This is a genomic window from Nocardia otitidiscaviarum NBRC 14405 (assembly GCF_000308635.1).
GTDB classification, from domain to species: domain Bacteria; phylum Actinomycetota; class Actinomycetes; order Mycobacteriales; family Mycobacteriaceae; genus Nocardia; species Nocardia otitidiscaviarum.
This window is the reverse complement of the sequence record NZ_BAGD01000101.1, coordinates 41,865-59,719: the sequence shown is the minus strand read 5'-3', so window position 1 is coordinate 59,719 and position 17,855 is coordinate 41,865. Positions and strand designations below refer to the sequence as shown.

12 protein-coding genes and 2 pseudogenes are annotated in these 17,855 nt (G+C 68.0%); 9 read left to right on the top strand and 5 right to left on the bottom strand.

Annotation, left to right across the window (positions count from 1 at the left end; genetic code table 11):
• A pseudogene (locus ON31_RS38685) lies at positions 1-140 on the top strand (alkane 1-monooxygenase); the annotation flags it as partial.
• A 21-nt stretch (positions 141-161) separates the two neighbouring features.
• Here the strand turns inward: ON31_RS38685 and ON31_RS22945 are convergent.
• The gene (locus tag ON31_RS22945; protein WP_051037631.1) at positions 162-2,252 is read right to left on the bottom strand and encodes an NAD(+) synthase; all 2,091 of its coding nucleotides are present in this window, start codon (positions 2,250-2,252) and stop codon (positions 162-164) included.
• A 279-nt stretch (positions 2,253-2,531) separates the two neighbouring features.
• Between ON31_RS22945 and ahcY the strand changes: the two genes are divergently transcribed.
• Entirely contained in the window at positions 2,532-4,007 is a 1,476-nt protein-coding gene (gene ahcY / locus ON31_RS22940; RefSeq protein ID WP_039816702.1) for an adenosylhomocysteinase, read from the top strand.
• A 115-nt stretch (positions 4,008-4,122) separates the two neighbouring features.
• Here the strand turns inward: ahcY and ON31_RS22935 are convergent, their stop codons facing one another.
• Positions 4,123-5,226 carry a glycerophosphodiester phosphodiesterase gene (locus tag ON31_RS22935; RefSeq protein ID WP_039816700.1) on the bottom strand — a complete coding sequence of 368 codons (1,104 nt, stop codon included), beginning with the start codon at positions 5,224-5,226 and terminating at the stop codon, positions 4,123-4,125.
• A gap of 102 nt (positions 5,227-5,328) precedes the next feature.
• Here ON31_RS22935 and ON31_RS22930 point away from each other — a divergent pair, with 102 nt between their 5' ends.
• From ON31_RS22930 to ON31_RS22900, 7 genes and pseudogenes are all read left to right on the top strand, one after another.
• Complete coding sequence (locus ON31_RS22930) at positions 5,329-5,976, top strand: dTMP kinase (RefSeq protein ID WP_039816698.1); 648 nt, start codon at positions 5,329-5,331, stop codon at positions 5,974-5,976.
• A 79-nt stretch (positions 5,977-6,055) separates the two neighbouring features.
• Positions 6,056-6,733 carry an MtrAB system response regulator MtrA gene (gene mtrA / locus ON31_RS22925; RefSeq protein ID WP_029931579.1) on the top strand — a complete coding sequence of 226 codons (678 nt, stop codon included), beginning with the start codon at positions 6,056-6,058 and terminating at the stop codon, positions 6,731-6,733.
• A pseudogene (gene mtrB, locus ON31_RS22920) lies at positions 6,730-8,325 on the top strand (MtrAB system histidine kinase MtrB); the annotation flags it as partial. The gene mtrA and the pseudogene mtrB, both read left to right, overlap by 4 nt.
• Positions 8,326-9,215: 890 nt before the next feature.
• The gene (gene lpqB, locus ON31_RS22915; protein ID WP_039816696.1) at positions 9,216-11,030 is read left to right on the top strand and encodes an MtrAB system accessory lipoprotein LpqB; all 1,815 of its coding nucleotides are present in this window, start codon (positions 9,216-9,218) and stop codon (positions 11,028-11,030) included.
• A gap of 239 nt (positions 11,031-11,269) precedes the next feature.
• Complete coding sequence (locus ON31_RS22910; protein WP_039816694.1) at positions 11,270-11,914, top strand: ComF family protein; 645 nt, start codon at positions 11,270-11,272, stop codon at positions 11,912-11,914.
• Between the two features lie 267 nt (positions 11,915-12,181).
• The gene (gene hpf, locus ON31_RS22905; protein ID WP_085996472.1) at positions 12,182-12,820 is read left to right on the top strand and encodes a ribosome hibernation-promoting factor, HPF/YfiA family; all 639 of its coding nucleotides are present in this window, start codon (positions 12,182-12,184) and stop codon (positions 12,818-12,820) included.
• 128 nt (positions 12,821-12,948) lie between these two features.
• Positions 12,949-14,241, top strand: a complete 1,293-nt coding sequence (locus ON31_RS22900) for an acetyl-CoA C-acyltransferase (protein ID WP_039816691.1) — start codon at positions 12,949-12,951, stop codon at positions 14,239-14,241.
• 12 nt (positions 14,242-14,253) lie between these two features.
• Here the strand turns inward: ON31_RS22900 and bluB are convergent, their stop codons facing one another.
• The 3 genes from bluB to ON31_RS22885 all read right to left on the bottom strand — a co-directional run bounded on the left by bluB (position 14,254) and on the right by ON31_RS22885 (position 17,804).
• Positions 14,254-14,925, bottom strand: coding sequence for a 5,6-dimethylbenzimidazole synthase (gene bluB / locus ON31_RS22895; RefSeq protein ID WP_255222220.1), 672 nt, complete (start codon positions 14,923-14,925; stop codon positions 14,254-14,256).
• 108 nt (positions 14,926-15,033) lie between these two features.
• Positions 15,034-16,287, bottom strand: a complete 1,254-nt coding sequence (locus ON31_RS22890; protein ID WP_039816687.1) for a fatty acid desaturase family protein — start codon at positions 16,285-16,287, stop codon at positions 15,034-15,036.
• 95 nt (positions 16,288-16,382) lie between these two features.
• Positions 16,383-17,804 carry a fatty acid desaturase family protein gene (locus ON31_RS22885; RefSeq protein WP_039816685.1) on the bottom strand — a complete coding sequence of 474 codons (1,422 nt, stop codon included), beginning with the start codon at positions 17,802-17,804 and terminating at the stop codon, positions 16,383-16,385.
• Between the last annotated feature and the right edge of the window lie 51 nt (positions 17,805-17,855).

Here is a 17,855-nt window from a genome sequence, read left to right as displayed (position 1 = left end):
CCCTCATCCCCCCGCTGTGGCGACTCGTCATGGACCCGCGCCTGCTGGCCCACTACGGCGGCGACGTCAGCCAAGCCAACCTCCACCCCCGCAAACGCACCCGACTACTGACCCGCTACGGAGTCACCACCGCGGCCTGACCGAACCGCGACGTGCACCCCTCAGCGGTCCGGCACGTTGCGGTGCAGTTCGTCCAGCCACGCGGCGGCCGAGGCGTCGCTCGGCGCCCGCCAGTCCCCGCGCGGGGAGAGCGACCCACCCGATCCGACCTTGGGCGCGTTCGGCAGGGTGGAGCGCTTGAACTGGCTGGTCTGCACGAAGCGGTGCAGGAATTCGCCCAGCCAGTGCTTGATGGTGGCGAGGTCGTACTCGTTGCGCTGGTCGGCCGGGATCAGGTCGGGCCAGCGCCCTCGGGTGCGATCCCCCCACGCGTGCCGTGCCAGGTAGGCGATGCGGCTGGGCCGGTCACCGAAGCGCAGCAGATGGTAGAGGTGGAAGTCCTGGAGTTCGTAGGGCCCCACGGTGGCCTCGGAGCTCTGCGCGGGCGCGTCGCTGTCGCCGGGAATGAGCTCCGGTGAGATCTCGGTCGCCAGAATGGATTTCAGCACCTCGCTGGCCTCCGCCCCCAGACCGTCGGTGTCGATGGTCCACGCCACCAGGAATTTCACCAGCGTCTTGGGCACCGACGCGTTCACGCTGTAGTGCGCCATGTGATCACCCACGCCGAAGGTGCACCAGCCGAGGGCCAGTTCGCTCAGATCGCCGGTGCCGACGACCAGCGCCCGGTGCATATTGGCCAGCCGGAACAGATGAGAGGTGCGGTCCCCGGCCTGCACGTTCTCGTAGGTGACGTCGTACTGCGGCACACCCTCGGCGGCCGGGTGCCCGAGATCCCGCAGCATCTGGGTGGACGACGGCCGGATGTCGATCTCGTGCGCCGTCGCCCCCACCGCGCGCATCAGCCGGCGCGCGTCCTCCAGAGTGCGGGTGCTGGTGCCGAAGCCGGGCATGGTGTAGGCCAGCACATTCGAGCGCGGCAGTCCCAGCCGGTCCATGGTCTTGGCGGCGACGATCAGCGCCACGGTGGAGTCCAGACCGCCCGACACCCCGATGACGACCCGCTGCGAGCCGGTGGCCGCCATGCGCGTGCTCAGGCCCTCGACCTGGATGTGGTGCACTTCGGCGCAGCGCTCGTTGCGGCTGGCCGGATCGGCCGGAACGTAGGGGAAGCGCGGGATCTCCCGGCGCAGCGGCACCGCGCCCGCGGGCACCGGCAGGCCGAGTTCGATACGCCGGAAGCGGCGCAGCCGGTCGCGGTGGTCGTGCACGTTGTCGGCGAAGCTGGTCATGCGCAGCCGGTCGGCGGCCAGCCGGTGCAGGTCGATATCGGCCGTCACCAGCTGGGGCTGTGCGGCGAACCGTTCGCCCTCGGCCAGCAGATTGCCGTTCTCGCAGATGAGGGCCTGCCCGTCCCACGCCATATCGGTGGTCGACTCTCCGTGGCCGGCGGCCGAATACAGGTAGGCGGCCATATAGCGCGCGGAATGCGAGGTGCACAGCTCGCGGCGGTAATCGGCCTTGCCGATGACGATATTGCTGGCGGACAGGTTCACCAGCACCGTCGCCCCCGCCAGCGCGGCGAATCCGCTGGGCGGCAACGGCACCCAGCCGTCCTCGCAGATCTCCAGGTGGGCGACGAAGCCGGGCACGTTCGCGGCCTGGAACAGCAGGTCGTCACCGAACGGAACCCGTTGTCCGGCAATGGTGATGTGATCGTCGAGCGATTCCCGTGCCGCCGCGTACTGCCGTTTCTCGTAGAACTCCCGGTAGTTCGGCAGATAGCTCTTGGGCGCGGCGCCCAGTACCCGCCCGGCCTGGATCACGATGCCGCAGTTGAACAGTCGCCCCTGTGTCCGCACCGGCGCACCCACCACCAGCACCGTGGCGATATCCACGCTCTCGGCCACGATGCGCGCCAGCGCCGCCCCCACCGCGTCGTCGAGCGCGTCCTGATGGAACAGATCGTCGGCGGTATAGCTCGACAACCCCAACTCCGGGAACACGGTCAGCACCGCCCCGCGCTCGGCCGCCTGCCGCGCCAGCCCCAGCGTCTGCTCGGCGTTGTAGGCCGGATCGGCCACCCGCACCCGCGGTACGGCCACCGCCACCCGCGCGAACCCGTGCCGATACAGCGAATCGAACGGCAGTTGCTGTGCCACCGGCGGCCCCTTACGTCCCGGCCAATCGATCATGCCGCCCGCAAATCTACCCATGCCCGCCCCGGAAACCCACCAACCGCCCCGCAGGTCCCTGCCTCGGCCGGTCCGATCCGCCGGGCACCCGCGGCGGCCAGGCGAGTTCGCCGCCTCTGCCCGGCAGCACGGACCCCGCCCGTCTCCCGCCGGGGTCCGGGGCGGCAGCCCCGAGACCGATCTCATCGACCCCCGGTAGGGGGTTTCCGGGGCGCAGCCCGGGAAAGCCTCGTGAGTTGGACTAGCCTTGCCTGGGAAGCAGCCGACCAGGAGAGGCAGATGACGACCGCAGTGTCCAGCATGATGACCCCCGATGTCCGCAACGGGATCGATTACAAGGTGGCGGACCTGTCACTGGCCGAGTTCGGCCGCAAGGAGATTCGCCTGGCCGAGCACGAGATGCCGGGCCTGATGGCGCTGCGTCGCGAGTACGCTGACGTGCAGCCGCTGCGGGGTGCGCGGATCTCCGGTTCGCTGCACATGACCGTGCAGACCGCGGTGCTGATCGAGACGCTGGTCGATTTGGGCGCTCAGGTGCGCTGGGCGTCCTGCAACATCTTCTCCACCCAGGACCATGCCGCCGCGGCCGTGGTGGTCGGCCCGCACGGCACCGTGGACGAGCCCAAGGGCACCCCGGTCTTCGCCTGGAAGGGCGAGACCCTGGAGGAGTACTGGTGGGCCGCCGAGCAGATGCTCACCTGGCCCGATGAGCCCGCCAACATGATCCTCGACGACGGCGGCGACGCCACCATGCTGGTGCTGCGCGGCGCGCAGTTCGAGAAGGCCGGTGTGGTCCCGCCCGCCGATGAGAACCACTCCGCCGAGTACACCGTGTTCTTGAATCTGCTGCGGGAGCGGTTCGAGACCGACAAGGGCAAGTGGACCGCGATCGCCGAGTCGGTCAAGGGCGTCACCGAGGAGACCACCACCGGTGTGCTGCGGCTGTACCAGTTCGCCGCCGCCGGTGAGCTGTCCTTCCCGGCCATCAATGTCAACGACTCGGTCACCAAGTCCAAGTTCGACAACAAGTACGGCACCCGCCACTCGCTCATCGACGGCATCAACCGCGGCACCGATGTGCTCATCGGCGGCAAGAAGGTGCTGATCTGCGGTTACGGCGATGTCGGCAAGGGCTGTGCGGAGTCCATGGCCGGTCAGGGCGCGCGCGTGCAGGTCACCGAGATCGACCCGATCAACGCGCTGCAGGCGCTGATGGACGGCTTCGACGTGGTCACCGTGGAGCAGGCCATCGGCGCGGCCGATATCGTCATCACCTCCACGGGCAACAAGGACATCATCCTGCTCGATCACATGAAGGCGATGAAGGACCAGGCCATCCTGGGCAATATCGGCCACTTCGACAACGAGATCGACATGGCCGCCCTGGAGCGCTCCGGCGCGACCCGGCTCAATATCAAGCCGCAGGTCGACCTGTGGACCTTCCCGGATTCGGGCAAGTCCATCATCGTGCTGTCCGAGGGTCGTCTGCTCAACCTGGGCAATGCCACCGGCCACCCCTCGTTCGTCATGTCGAACAGCTTCTCCAACCAGGTCATCGCGCAGATCGAGCTGTGGACCAAGCCGGAGGAGTACGACAACGAGGTCTACCGCCTGCCCAAGGTGCTCGACGAGAAGGTCGCCAAGATCCACGTCGAGGCCCTCGGCGGCACCCTGACCAAGCTCACCAAGGACCAGGCCGAGTACATCGGCGTGGACGTGGAGGGCCCGTTCAAGCCGGAGCACTACCGGTACTGAGCCGCGGCGGGATTCGCGCCACGGCGTGAGACACCCGGGGTAGAACGACGATTCGGCCGGTCATCGATCGATGACCGGCCGAATCGGGTTTTCGGGCCGCCCGCGAAGGCCGGTGCTACCGGGTGTAGCTCGCGGGCAGCGGCATGCCCTTCTCCCGCATCACCTCGCGCGCCCGGTCGGGGTAGTCGGTGATGACGCCGTCGACGCCCTGGTCGATCACCGCCGCCAAGGTCGCCTTGTCGTTGACCGTCCAGGGGACCACCCGCAGGCCCAGCTCGTGTGCCCGGCGGACGTACGCGCTGTCGGTGACGAGGGTGAAACCGGCGTCACCGAGCTTCGCGTCGCTGTCCCAGGGGTTGACGTAACTGGGGGAGGCGATATCCGCGCCGAGGGCCTTGACGGCGGCCAGCGGATCGTCGCGGTAGTCCTCGTAGCGGATCGGCCCCAGCCACGCGCTGCCCGCCGTGAACGTGGAGTCGTCGTACAGGGCGACGGTGGGCACGGCCGGGTTCTTCGCCTTCACCAGCGGCAGGCTGCGCCAGTCGAAGCTCTGGATCTCCACCTTGTCGGTCGCGCCCGCCGCGTCCACGGCGGCCAGGATGACGTCGACGAATTCCTCGGGGGTGGCCGATTCGTCGCGGTCCTCCGCCTCGATCTTGGTCTCGATGTTGTAGCGCAGCCCCTCGAACGCGCCCGGATAGGTTTTCACCAGGTCGAACAGCTCGGGCAGGGTGGCGATGCGATTGCCCGGCAGCTCCTGGGCGGTGGGGAAGTCCGCCAGCCGCTTACCGCAGTCCAGGGTCTGGATCTGGGTGTAGGTGAGGTCGTGCACCAGCTTGTCGACGTACGGGTACTGCGGGTCGTCCGGGGTGGCGGGGGCGGTGTCGGAGCACTTCTCGTCCTCGATCTCGGGGTCGTGCCAGATGAGCGGCACCTTGTCCCGGGTGAGCACGATATCGAGTTCCAGTGTGCTGACGCCCAATTCGATGGCCTTGGCGAAGCCGGGCAGCGACTCCTCGATGGTCAGCCCGCGGCCGCCGCGATGCGCCTGTAGATCGAAGGGGCGATTCGGGTCCGCCGCGGCGCTCGCCGCGGAGGTGGTCGGCGCGGTGGGGTCGGGGTCGTCGGAACCGCAGGCGGTCAGCGCTAGGGCGGCCACCGCGACGCCGAGGGCGGCGACCGTCCGTGTCGTCGTGGACCTGGCGTGGAGGGAGGTCATGACCGGGGATGGTAGCAATCACGTGGCTATTTCGAGTGGTCGCGGCGGTGAATTGTCCGGTCACTCGCACCGTTGTCGCCGGCATTCGGTACTCTCGCGGCCATGGGAGCGTTGGTTGCGGTGGAGGGTCTGGACGGCGCGGGCAAGCGCACGCTCACCGATGCCGTCGTGTCCGCGCTGCGGGCGCGTGGTCTGCGGGTGGCCACCCTGGCCTTTCCGCGCTACGGCCGCAGCGTGCACGCCGACCTCGCGGCCGAGTCGCTGCGTGGTGGCCACGGCGACGTCGCCGCCTCCGTACACGCCATGGCGCTGCTGTTCGCCCTCGACCGGGCCGATGCCCGCGACGAATTGTCGAAGCTGTTGGTCGACAACGATATCGTGCTGCTCGACCGCTACGTCGCCTCCAATGTGGCCTATTCGGCCGCCCGGCGGGAACAGGATTCCCGCGGTGAAATCGCCCGCTGGATCGAGGATTTGGAGTTCGGCCGTTTCGAACTTCCGGTCCCGGATCTGCAGGTCCTGCTGTCGGTGCCGACCGAGGTGGCCGAGGAACGCGCGCGCAAACGCGGCGAAGCGGACACGGCGCGGGCGCTGGACGCCTACGAAAAAGACGGTGGACTACAGCGTCGCACCGCTAAGGTCTATTCCGAACTCGCCGAAACGCAGTGGCGCGGACCATGGTGGGTGCATCGGAGCGGTGACGATCCGGCAACGCTTGCCGCGCGTCTCGCGGAAATTGTTGCTGGATAGGGTTGGATGTGCGCCGGAGTAATCACGACTGTCGGCGAGGCGACCCGAACAGAGCCGGAAGGGTGACAACATAGTACTTATGAAGCCGAAGATTCTGGTCGTCGACGACGATATGGCGCTCGCCGAGATGCTCACGATCGTCTTGCGCGGCGAGGGGTTCGATCCCCATGTCGTGGGCGACGGTACGCAGGCGCTCACCGCGGTCCGGGAATTACGTCCGGATCTGGTGTTGCTGGATCTCATGCTGCCCGGCATGAACGGCATCGACGTGTGCCGGGTGCTGCGCGCGGATTCGGGCGTGCCCATCGTGATGCTGACGGCGAAGACCGATACGGTCGACGTCGTCCTGGGTTTGGAGTCGGGGGCTGACGATTACATCGTCAAGCCGTTCAAGCCCAAAGAACTGGTCGCTCGGGTGCGGGCCCGCCTGCGCCGCACCGAGGAAGAGCCGCAGGAACTGCTCTCCATCGCCGATATCGTCATCGACGTGCCCGCGCACAAGGTGACCCGCGGCGGACAGCAGATCTCGCTGACTCCCTTGGAATTCGATCTGCTGGTGGCGCTGGCCCGCAAGCCGCGTCAGGTGTTCACCCGTGAAGTGCTCCTGGAACAGGTCTGGGGCTACCGGCACGCCGCCGATACCCGCCTGGTCAATGTGCACGTGCAGCGGTTGCGCGCCAAGGTGGAGAAGGATCCCGAGAACCCTGAGATCGTGCTCACCGTACGAGGCGTGGGTTACAAGGCCGGACCGCCGTGATCGCTGGCTCCAGAAACCGCGTCGAGCGGTGGCTGGCAGCGGTGGTGGCCTGGTTTCGCAATCTCGGAGAGCAACTGGGCCACATCTGGCGGCGTTCGCTGCAATTGCGCGTCGTCGTGTCCACACTCACCCTGTCGCTGATCGTGATCACGATCTTGGGCGTCGTGCTCACCTCCCAGATCACCGACAGACTGCTGGACGCGAAGATCAACGCGGCCGTCGAGGAGATGAGTCGCGCCCGCAATACGGTGCAGTCCACCCTCTCGGGTGTGCATGATTCGAGTACCCCGCTGGTGCGGCTGGACGATGCCCGCCGCGCCTTGTCCGCGGGGAGCAGTACCAGCGGCGGAAGTGGCGGCGCGGCGGGCAGTTACGATTCCGCGCTCGCCATGTACGGCGACAATCACCGCGAACTCACCGCGGGGCCGATTCAGGAGATCCCGCCGGAACTCCGGCATTTCGTGCAATCGAATCAGGTGAGCTACCAGTTCGCGACCATCACCGACTCGGAGGGCCGCCGCGGCTCGGCGCTCATCATCGGCAGTCCCTCCGCCGAGATCGATTCGCTCGAAATCTATCTCGTCTTCCCGCTCAGCAGCGAGGAACGCAGCCTGTCGCTGATGCGCGGCACCATGCTCATCGGCGGCGTGGTGCTACTCGTGCTGCTGGCCGCCATCACCGCGCTGGTGACGCGACAGGTGGTGCTGCCCATTCGATCCGCCGCGCGCATCGCCAGCCGCTTCGCCGACGGCCGCCTCAAGGAGCGCATGCTCGTGCGGGGCGAGGACGATATGGCGCGCCTGGCCATGGCCTTCAACGAGATGGCGGAAAGCCTCTCCAACCAGATCACGCAACTCGAGGAGTTCGGAAACCTCCAGCGCCGCTTCACCTCCGACGTCAGCCACGAGCTGCGCACCCCGCTCACCACGGTGCGCATGGCCGCCGACCTCATCCACGGCTCCAGCGACGACCTCGATCCGGCGCTGGCCCGCTCGGCCGAACTGCTCGTCAACGAACTCGACCGCTTCGAGGGACTGCTCAACGATCTGCTCGAGATCAGCCGCCACGACGCGGGTGTGGCCGAACTCCAGGTGGAATCGCTGGATGTGCGGATGTGCGCGCGGGCGGCGGTGTCCACGGTGCGGCATCTGGCCAAGGAGACCGGCGTCGAGCTCGTGGTGGACATGCCCGAGGAACCGCTTGTCGCCGAGGTGGATCCGCGCCGTGTGGAACGCGTACTGCGCAATCTGCTGGCCAATGCCATCGACCACAGCGAGGGCAAACCGGTGCTCATGCGGGTGCGCGGGGACGCCGACGCCAACTCGGTCGCGTTCGTGGTGCGCGATCAGGGCGTCGGCCTGCGGCCCGGTGAGGAGAAGATGGTCTTCAACCGTTTCTGGCGCTCGGACCCCTCGCGGGTGCGGCGTTCCGGCGGAACGGGTTTGGGGCTGTCGATCAGCGTCGAGGACGCCAATCTGCACGACGGCAAGCTGGAGGCGTGGGGCGAGACCGGCGTCGGTGCCAGCTTCCGCCTGACCCTGCCCCTGGTGCGCGGCCGCAAGCTCGGCGCCAGCCCGCTACCGCTGGAACCGCCCAGGCGCCGCGGCGGCCCGCCCGCCGAGCCCCCGCCCCCGGAGGTCGGAAACCTCACCGAGGCCGCCGGATTCGTCTCCGCGGGCCCCGACGCCCCCACCCGCCCCATGACCCGGGTGGCCGACGAATCCGCCTACCGCACCGACTCCTTCCCCCACCTCGGCACGGAGCAGGTGGCCCCGCCGGAACACCCCACCGCCCAACCGGATGCACCTGGCGTGCGGTCCGGTAACGCCGAGACCCATCCGATTTCACCGGATGCCCCGGTGAGTTCGTCCGCAAGCGGAACGGATGCGCCGGAAACGGAGCCGGTCTCGGCCGAGACCCGGCCGGATGCACCGGAAAGCGGACCGGAACTGTCGCGTGGCGAGCCCAGCCCGGGCGCGCGGCAGCCGGATTCTTCGAAGGCCCAGTCGGATTCGTCGGAGCGTGAGCCGGGCGGGTTGGACGGCGATCCTGGTCCGGGCGATCCACGTCGGGATCCGCCGGGGGTCCGGCCTGCTTCGTCGGAGCGCGGACCGGGTGGTTCGACCAGCGATCCCGGTTCGGTCGAGCAGCGTCCGGATTCGTCGGACAGTCGACCGGAGGTACCTGACGCTCGGTCCGATGCGGCCGGGAGCCGGACGGAACCGGCGGGTGCTGAGCCCGGCTCGGACGATGACCGGTCGGATGGGCACGTGGACGCGGCCCGGGGGAGCGGCGTGTTCCCGTGGGGGTCGACCTCGCCCGCCGATTCGGCGCAGCCGCATACGGATGCCCCCGCCTCCCGGCGCGCCCGCGGGCGCGATGCCGGTGCCGACTCCGGTCGCCCGCGGCCTCCGGGCGCGGTCGGTTCCGGATCGGACGGTCCCGATGACAGCGTGCTCACCGAGTCAGGGGACGGGAAAGCATGAGATTGCGCAGAATCGGGCTGCTGGCCGTGCTGGTCGGTTCGCTGTCGGGCATGGTCGGCTGTGCCCAGCTGCCGGACTCCTCGGCCCCGCAGGCGCTCGGCACCCTCGACCGGCAGCCGACCAGCACCGAACCGGCGCCGCCCATCGTCGGGCGCGAGCCCGAGGCGCTGTTGCAGGACTTCGTGCAGGCCACCGCCGATCCGGCCAACCGGCATCAGGCGGCGCGCCAGTTCCTGACCCCGGCGGCGGCGGTCAACTGGGACGACGCCGAGGGCACCACCATCATCGAGAAGCCGGACACGCTGCGGGAGTCCCGCACCGAGGACACCGCCACCTACGTCATCCGCACCCGCAAGATCGGCGAACTCGAGGCCGACGGCTCCTACCGGGTCGCCGACGGCACCCTCGAGGACAAGGTCAAACTGGTCAAGATCGACGGTGAATGGCGCATCGACGACCTGCCCACCGGCGTCCTGATCGAGCGCAGCGCCTTCAACAAGTCCTACCGGCGGCACGCGCTGTACTTCAGCAATCAGGCCGGGACGGTCATGGTGCCCGACCTGCGCTGGATCGCCGCGCCCAAGGAACAGCTCACGCAGAAACTGCTGGGCCTGCTCGCCGAGGGCCCGCAGCCCGCGCTCACTCCCGCGGTGAAGAACGTGCTGTCCGGCCCCGTCAGTCTGCGCGGACCGGTCACCAAGGCCAATGGCGAGCAGGAAGCCGTGGGCGTCGGCGCGGGCGGCGTGCTCATCGACTTCTCGGGCGCGGCGGGGCTGGACGCGCGAGCCAAGGACCTGCTGGCCGCACAGGTGGTACTCACCCTGTCGGAGGCCGAGATCTTCGGGCCGTTCATGCTGCTCGCCGATGGAAAACCCCTGGATGAGCGGTACGCCCTCAATGGCTGGACCCGCCAGGACGTCGAAGCGCTGAGCCCGTCCGAGGCCGCGCGCAACCGCATCGGACTGCACGCGGTGCGGGACGGCTCGCTGGTGCGGGTCACCGACAACGGGATCGTGCCCGCGCCGGGCTTCTTCGGTACCACCCGCACCCTGCAGTCGGTGGGGCTGTCGCCGGACGGGCAGTTGGTCGCGGCGGTCGCGGATTCCGGTCGCCCCGAACCGGAGCCGGGCCGCACCCTGATCATCGGCACCTATGACGGCACCGGCTTCCCGGTGGCGACGGGCGGCCTGATCACCCGACCGTCCTGGACCTCCGACGGCACCTCGGCGTGGGCGGTGGTGGACGGGGAGCGGGTCATCCGGGCCGTGCACGACCGCGCCAGCGGGAACGTGTCGGTGCAGGACGTGGATATCTCCGCCCTGATCGCGCCGGTGGCGAGCGCCACCGGCGCGCTCACCCCGCGCCTGCCCATTACCGATCTGCGCATCTCCCCGTCGGGTGTGCGCGCCGCCCTCATCGCGGGCGGCAAGGTGTATCTGGCCGTGGTGGAGCCGCGCCCCGAGGGCCGCTACGCGCTGACCGCGCCGCTGCCCATCGCGCCCGAGTTGAGCACCGCCGCGGTCTCGCTGGACTGGTACACCCAGAACACCGAGATGGACAGCGTAATGATCGCCCGCGAGGGCACGGTCGATCCCATCGTCCGCGTGCCCATCGACGGTTCCGGCCTCAACTCGGTCACGAGTCAGAACCTCACCCCGCCGCTCCGCGTCGTGGCCGCGGCCTCCGACCGCCAGTACGTGGCCGATGCCCGCGACGTCATGGAGCTCACCAGCAGTGCCGAAGGCGGCGAACGCTATTGGCGCGTGGTGCCGGGCCTGGGCGCGAACGCCATTCCGGTACTGCCCGGCTGAATCGCCCCGCCGCGACGACCGACAGGAGTCGCCCGCCCGCGACGAGCGGCAGGAGTGGTCCGGTCGCGACGACCGGCAGGAGTGGTCCGGTCGCCACGACGGACAGGGCGGGCGGGACACGACTCAACTTGCTTACGGTGTCGGGAGCGGCGACCGGTGTCACCCCGCTAGACGGGCAAACGTGGCGTTCGGGGGTGAAAACGCCGGTGAGCAAGGCCCTGTCGGGTGACACTGGGGGCATGGGGGAGCTGCTCGATCTGGTGCTGCCGCGGACGTGCTGCGGATGTGGCGCGGGTGGGGTCGGCTGGTGTGCGGAGTGCGCCGTGACACTGGCGGGTCCACCGGTGCGGGCGCGTCCCCGCGCCGATCCCGGGGTGCCCTGCTGGGCGCTGGCACCCTATGCCGGTCCGGCGCGGCGTGCGGTACTGGCCGTCAAGGAGCAGTGCCGCCGGGAGCTGGCCGAACCGCTGGGATTGGCGGTGGCCAGGGGACTGGACCGGTTGCGCGACCACGCACGGCCGCTGGTGCTGGTGCCCGCGCCCAGTCGCCGATCCGCCGCGCGTCGGCGCGGGGGCGATCCGGTAGTGCGCACGGCGCTCGTCGCAGCGAGTTGGCTGCCGGATTGCCGGATGGTGCGGCTGTTGCGGACGCGGCCGGGTGTGCGGGATTCGGTCGGCCTGTCGCCGGGCGATCGGGAGCACAACCTGCGCGGCCGGATCATTACCGCCCGACCGTCCCGACACGCGGTGCCGATTCCGGCAAATGCCGAGGTAGTGCTTATGGATGACGTGTTGACCACCGGGGTTACCGCCCGCGAATCGGTGCGCGCGCTGATCGATGCGGGCGTGCCGGTCCGAGCCGTGTTCGTGACCTGTCGAGCTTGACTGACAGAAATTAGCGTGAACACTGGCGGAACGATCGCTGGCGTACTAGCGTCGCGATCAGACACCCGAACCGAGAGTTTGGAGGTGGCGCCTCGGACATCACGTGCCGAGCGAGTCTTCGATCGGCACACGTTTCAATCCCGCCGCACGAGCGGATTGTGCGGCCAGATCCGGGAGGTACGCGTGACGACTTCTTCACGACCTTCAGTGAAAGACGCAGACACTGCGGTGCTGGAAGCCCCTGTCCCCGAGGATGCTCCCAGGGGCATGAAGGCGGATGTGGTGGTCAAGGGACGCAATGTCGAGGTTCCCGACCATTTCCGAATTCACGTCGCGGACAAGCTTTCCCGTTTGGAACGCTTCGACCCGTCGATATTCCTCTTCGACGTGGAGCTGTTCCACGAACGCAACCGTCGTCAACGCAAGAGTTGCCAGCGGGTGGAGATCACCGCGCGTGGCAAGGGCCCGGTGGTACGGGCGGAGGCCTGTGCCGACAGTTTCTATGCCGCCCTCGAGTTGGTCGTCGCGAAACTCGAGAGCCGATTGCGCAAATTGAAGGACCGCCGTCGCGTCCATCACGGGGAGAAGACCCCCATCTCGGTCGCGGAGGCCACGGCCGGACTCATCGATGATTCCCTGTTCGCCTCGTCGAACGGGAACGGTGCCGCGAAGGCCCACGATCATGCCGCCGAGGCGGTCGACGAGGGCCAGGAGTACGCGGGACCCGGCCATATCGTGCGCACCAAGACACACCCCGCGATTCCGATGTCCGTCGACGACGCCCTCTACCAGATGGAGCTCGTCGGCCACGACTTCTTCCTCTTCCACGACAAGGAGTCCGACCAACCGTCGGTCGTCTATCGTCGCCACGCCTTCGACTACGGCCTGATCCGGCTCGCTGAGTAGAACGGCGTTTTCCACCCGCTACCGGCCGGGGCGCAGCGCCCCGGCCGCTTGCTGATACACGCTGTATCGCCTTTCTTCTTACTTTCCAGTAAGTTGGTGGTCACAGGATTCGCTGGAAAGGAAATCCCATGGCTACCAAGGGTGCTCGCCGTGCTGTCATCGTCTCCGGGGCTCGGACGCCGTTCGTCAGGGCGTTTTCCGATTACACCCGGATGGACTCCATCGATCTGGCCGATACCGCGGTCCGCGGACTGCTGGCGCGCACCGGGCTGCCCAAGGCGGCCGTGCAGGCCATCGTGTGGGGTGGGGTGATCCTGCCCGGCGCCGCGCCGAACATCGCCCGGGAGATCGCGTTGGACCTGGATCTCGACCCCGGGTGCGAGGGCTACACGGTGACCCGCGCCTGTGCCTCGGGATTACAGGCGGTCACCTCCGCCGCGGCCGCCATCGAGCGCGGCGAGTACGACATCATGATCGCCGGCGGCTCCGATTCCACCAGCAATGCCGAGGTCAAACTGCCGCAGAAGGTGGTGCACGCCGCCGCCCCGCTGGCCCTGGGCAAACCCAAGCCGAAGGACTATCTAGCGGCCGTCGCGCAGCTCGCCCCGTTCGTCGACATCGTGCCGCGCCGCCCCAAGATCCAGGAGCGCACCACCGGCGAGGTGATGGGGGAGTCCGCCGAGAAGATGGCGCGCATCCACGGCATCACCCGTGCCGCGCAGGACGAGTTCGCCGTCCGCTCGCACCACCGCGCCGCCGCGGCCATCGACTCCGGGCGTTTCGACAGCGAGGTGCTGTCGGTGACCACGCCCGAGGGCAAGACGGTCACCCGCGACGGGCTGGTCCGCCCCGGCACCAGTGTCGAGAAGCTCGCCACCCTCGCACCGGTTTTCGCGAAGGACGGCACCGTCACCGCCGGCAATGCCAGCCCGCTCACCGACGGCGCGTCCGCGGTGCTGCTGATGAGCGAGGACAAGGCCCGCGAACTCGGCTTCGAACCCCTCGCGGCCTTCCGTTCCTGGAGCTACGTCAGCGTGGACCCGCGCGATCAGGTGCTCATCGGCCCGGCCATCTCCATGCCCCGCGCCCTGGACAAGGCCGGAATGTCGCTGTCCGACGTCGACCTGGTGGATATCCACGAGGCGTTCGCGGCCCAGACCCTGTCCGTGGTCTCGGCCCTGGCCAGCACCGACTGGGCCAAGACCCGCCTGGACCGCGACACCGCCGTCGGTGCGATCGACCCGGCCACCCTGAACGTGCACGGCGGCTCGGTCTCCCTCGGCCACCCCTTCGGCGCGACCGGCGCCCGCATGGTCACCACCATGGCCAACGAGTTGGCCCGCACCGGCAAATCCACCGCCCTGCTCGGCATCTGCGCGGCGGGCGGCATCGGCGCATCGGCGGTGCTGGAAAGGGTCTGACCCGCTGGATGCTCAGGCCCGCTGCTCGCGGCTCGGGAACCGCTCCCAGTGCACGGCCGCCTCGAGCGGGCGGCGGTTCCGCCATCCGAATCGCTCCAGATCCGGGATCTCCTGGAATTCCCGCACCGGCCCCACGCACAGCCAGGCCACCGGCTTCACACCCTCGGGAACGCCGATCAATTCCGCGAGGTACGGGGTGTCGTAGAAGCTCACCCAGCCCACGCCGACGCCCTCGGCGGTGGCGGCGAGCCACAGGTTCTGGATGGCGAGAATGGTGGAGTAGAGGCCGGTTTCCGGGACGGTCGCGCGGCCGAGCACGTGGGTGCCGCCGCGCGACTGATCGTGGGTGACGACGATGCCGGTGCCGGACTCGACAATGCCCTCGATCTTGATCGGGTCGAAGGTGCGGGCGCGGTCCTCGGGCAGCGAGGCGTGGAAGGCCCGCCGCTTGTCGGCCACGTGGTCGGCGAAGGTGCGCAGGGTGTCCCCATCGCGCACCACCACGAAATCCCACGGCATCGAATTGCCGACGCTGGGTGCGCGATGCGCGGCGTCCAGAATCCGCAGCAGGGTCGCGTTGTCGACCACCGCGCCGGTGAACTCCGCGCGCACATCCCGGCGCAGGCGGATCACGTCGTAGACGTTCGGATATTCGGCGGGGGCAAGCGGACCTTCAGCACACACGCCCATCAGTGAACCAGGAGGTTTGCCGGGCGGCGCGCCCGACCTCCGCAGCCCCCCGCGACGCCCCCTGCCGATGAGGCAGGGGGCGTCGGGATCCGATCCGGCTGCTCAGCCGACCAGGGTCGGTTCCTTGCGGCGGGTGATGCGGCGGCGACCCTCGGCGAGGGCGGTGCGCAGTCCGCGGCGGCGACCGGTCGCCGGGTCCACCGCCGGTGCGCCGCCGAACGCCTTCTCCGACTTGGTCTCCGGGGCGTCGTCGGTGGTGTGGCGCAGGTACTTGTTGGGCAGCGAGAGCTTCATGATGGTGCGCCACGCCTTGGCGTACTGCACCGGCAGCGAACCGGTGGTGTAGGGCAGGTCGTACTTGTCGCACATGGCCCGTACTCGCACGGCGATGGACGCCAGCCGGTTGGAGGGCAGGTCGGGGAAGAGGTGGTGCTCGATCTGGTGCGACAGGTTGCCGGTCATGAAGTGCATGAGCCGTCCACCGGAGATATTGGCGCTGCCCAGCATCTGCCGCAGGTACCACTCGGCCTGGGTCTCGGTCTCCACATCGCGGCGGGTGAACTTCTCCGCGCCGTCGGGGAAGTGCCCGCAGAAGATCACCGCGTTGGTCCACACATTGCGAATCACATTGGCGGTGAGATTCGCGGTGAGCGTGCCGAAGAACGCCGGGCCGGTGAGCAGCGGGAACAGCAGGTAGTCCTTGCCCGCCTGCTTGGCGATCTTCTTCAGTACGAGTTTGCGGTCCTGCTCGAACTGGATGCGCTCGGGGCTGCCCGGCTCCCACTTCTTCTTGGCGACCTTGCCCAACTCCAGATGCTGGATCGCCACACCGTATTCGAAGAACATCTGCAGCAGCAGGTTGTACACCGGCTGGCCCAGGTAGAACGGCGACCACCGCTGATCGCGGGTGACGCGCAGCAGTCCGTAGCCGATGTCGTCGTCCATGCCCAGCACGTTGGTGTACTTGTGGTGCAGGAAGTTGTGGGTGATCTTCCAGTGCTCGGCCGGGCCGACATTGTCCCATTCCCAGCTGGTGGAATGGATTTCCGGATCGTTCATCCAATCCCACTGGCCGTGCATCACATTGTGGCCGATCTCCATATTCTCGATGATCTTGGCCGTGGACAGCAGGGCCACACCCGCGAACCAGGCGGGCGGGAAGAGGCTCGCGAACAGCACCGCGCGGCCGCTGATTTCGAGGCCGCGCTGCAACCGGATCACATTGCGGATGTACTTGGCGTCGCGTTCGCCACGAGACGATTCGATCTCGCGGCGAATCGCGTCCAGTTCCGCGCCGATGGCTTCGACATCCTCGGGGGTGAGATGTGCGTATTCCTTGACATCCGAGATCGCCATGGTGGTTACACTACCGTAGGTTACGGTCCCGTAGGTTGCCTACGAATGAATCCCTACCGTGTCGAAGAACGCATTGCTTTCGATATCTGATTGTGTTAGTAATTGCGGCGCAGGAAACGCGACAGCGACCGGCCCCGCTCACTGTTGCGGGCCTTCTCGCGCAGCACTTCCTTCTCCTGGCGCGCCTTCTCCTTCAGTGCCGCCCTGGCCTCGCGCAGCACTTCCTTCTCGTGCCGCGCCTTCTCCTTCAGCGCCACCTTGGCCTCGGCCATCGCCGACCGCAGTCCCTGACGCTTACCGGTGACCGGGTCGACGGGCCAGTGATGTTCGACCAGCCACTCGTCACTCGGCATCGACGGCATCGACGGCAGTGATGGCAGCGTGATGCCCGCGAACTTGCGCTCCGACGAGGTCTCCGGCGCGTCGTCGGCGGTGCGCTTGAGGAATCGGTCCGGCAGCGCGAGTTTATGAATTGTCCGGAAGGCCAGCAGATACTGCTTGCCCAGCGAACCGGTGGTGTAGGGCAGGTCGTACTTGTCGCACAGTTCGCGTACCTTCACCGACACCTGGTGGTATCGATTGCTGGGAATGTCCGGGAACAGGTGATGCTCGATCTGGAAGCTCAGATTGCCACTCATGAACGCCATCACCGGACCCGCCTCGAAATTGGCGCTGCCCAGCATCTGCCGCAGGTACCACTCGCCCCGCGTCTCGTTCTCGAACTGCTCCTGGGTGAACTTCTCGGCCCCGTCCGGGAAATGGCCGCAGAAGATCACCGCGTATGCCCAGAGATTGCGCACCAGATTCGCGGTGGCATTCGCCTTGAGTGTCTGCTTCCAGGCCGGGCCGGTGAGCGCCGGGAAGATCACGAAGTCCTTGGCGACCTGACGGCCCGCCTTCTTGAAGAACTCCTTGTTCGGCTCCGACAGCACCTGCTTGGGGTCGGTCCCCAGATGCTCCTTCACAATGGACAGATCGTGCAGGGCGATACCCCACTCGAACAGCGCCGCCAGCACCAGATTCCCCACCGGCTGGGCGAGATTGCGCGGCCGCCACTCCTCGTCGCGGGTCATGCGCAGAATGCCGAAACCCACGTCGTGGTCCATGTCCACGATATTGGTGTAGGTGTGGTGGGAGTAGTTGTGCGCGGCCTTCCACTGCGCCGACGTCCCGGTCATATCCCACTCCCAGGTGGTGGAGTGGATCTCCGGGTCGTTCATCCAGTCCCACTGCCCGTGGCTGATGTTGTGCCCGAGCTCCATGTTCTCGATGATCTTGGCGACCGAGAGCAGAGCGGTGCCGGTGATCCAGGCCCAGCGCTTCTTGGAGAAGAACAGCGTGGCGCGCCCGGCGGCCTCCAGTGCCCGCTGGGCCGCGATCGTCCGGCGGATGTACTTGGCGTCGCGCTCGCCGAGGGAGAGTTCGACCTCACGGCGAATGGCGTCGAGCTCCTGACCCAGGGTCTCGATATCGGCCTCGGTCAGATGAGCGAAAGCTTTGATGTCGGTGATTGCCACCGGCGGATCCTTCCATGATTCGAGTGCCCCGAACCGGGACGCGCGTCGCAG